The sequence below is a fragment of the Oleiphilus sp. HI0125 genome, assembly GCF_001635355.1.
The window spans coordinates 1-1,194 of sequence record NZ_LWGF01000606.1 but is presented as its reverse complement, the minus strand read 5'-3'; the positions used below and the strand labels follow the sequence as shown (position 1 = coordinate 1,194).

Below are 1,194 nucleotides of genomic sequence, written 5' to 3'. Positions count from 1 at the left end.
CAAAAAGAATAATGCCGACACGGCAAGAACAACACTTAATGCATCGGTAGAGATCAATCATGAGCTCACCTTGCAATATTTATTTAGTCCAGAGTTTGGTTCAATTTTTGACTTTTAACAAGGAACGAACACTAATTTTCTACTAGCAGCTTATATAGATCTTTTTTATTCAAGGCATAATGCTCAGCCACAAGAGAAGCCGCTTTTTTGGGAGGCACTTCTTTTGCCAAAGACAAAAGTAAAGCACGTGCCTCTGGCGTTATTTCGCTAGAAGCATCACTCTCCTGAACACCTTCAACCAAAAGAACGAACTCACCACGACGCTGGTTTTCGTCTTCATTCAAGCTCGACAAAACGTCTTCAACGGTACCAACAAGAAAAGTTTCAAACGTTTTCGTTAACTCACGAGCCAAACATATATTTCTAGCCGGCAACTCGTCACACAGAGCTTTCATCGTATCCATAATTCGATGGGTCGATTCGTAAAATATCGTTGTCCGTTGCTCATCGACCAATGCTGCCAACTGTTCTCGCTTCGCTTTTTGCTTAACAGGTAAGAAACCTTCGAAGGAAAATCGAGCACTCGCGACCCCAGATGCACTTAGTGCGGCAATTAACGCACATGCACCCGGAACAGGTAAAACCTTTACACCCTGTGCCCGCGCCTGAGACACCAGCACATAGCCTGGATCTGAAATCAGGGGCGTGCCTGCATCAGAGACCAACGCTACGCTCTTTCCTTGATTAACCAAACCAACGAGCTGATCAACCCGTTCTCGCTCATTATGCTCATGCAGGGAGAGCATTTCTTTCTGAATACCTAGATGAGACAACAACTTCTTTGTATGCCTTGTATCTTCCGCCGCGATCAGATCGGCATTTCCAAGAACTTCGATCGCTCGCTGAGAAATATCGCCTAAATTACCAATAGGTGTGGCAACAATATAAATAGCGCTTTCCAAATTTGTTATCCTCGCTCTAGAATTACCGTATGATAACAGCTTCGTTCCTCCTACTGCATTCAACATGATTAGAATACCCTTAAGATTTCTGACGCTCTCACTCTCAATTGGCTTAATCATTGCCGGGTGCAGCAGTCAGCCCAAGACCATAACTGGCGGGAAATCTCCTGAACAAGAAATCAAACCTTTAAGCGTTGGAGAACAGTATCTTCAAGATGCGAAAGCGCAAACA

General features: G+C 44.1%; 1 protein-coding gene. It reads right to left on the bottom strand.

The features are described from left to right. Window positions 1-131 precede the first annotated feature (131 nt). Window positions 132-962 (bottom strand): 16S rRNA (cytidine(1402)-2'-O)-methyltransferase, encoded by an 831-nt coding sequence (rsmI, locus tag A3762_RS07625; RefSeq protein WP_231878764.1) that lies wholly within the window; start codon window positions 960-962, stop codon window positions 132-134. Window positions 963-1,194: the final 232 nt, after the last annotated feature.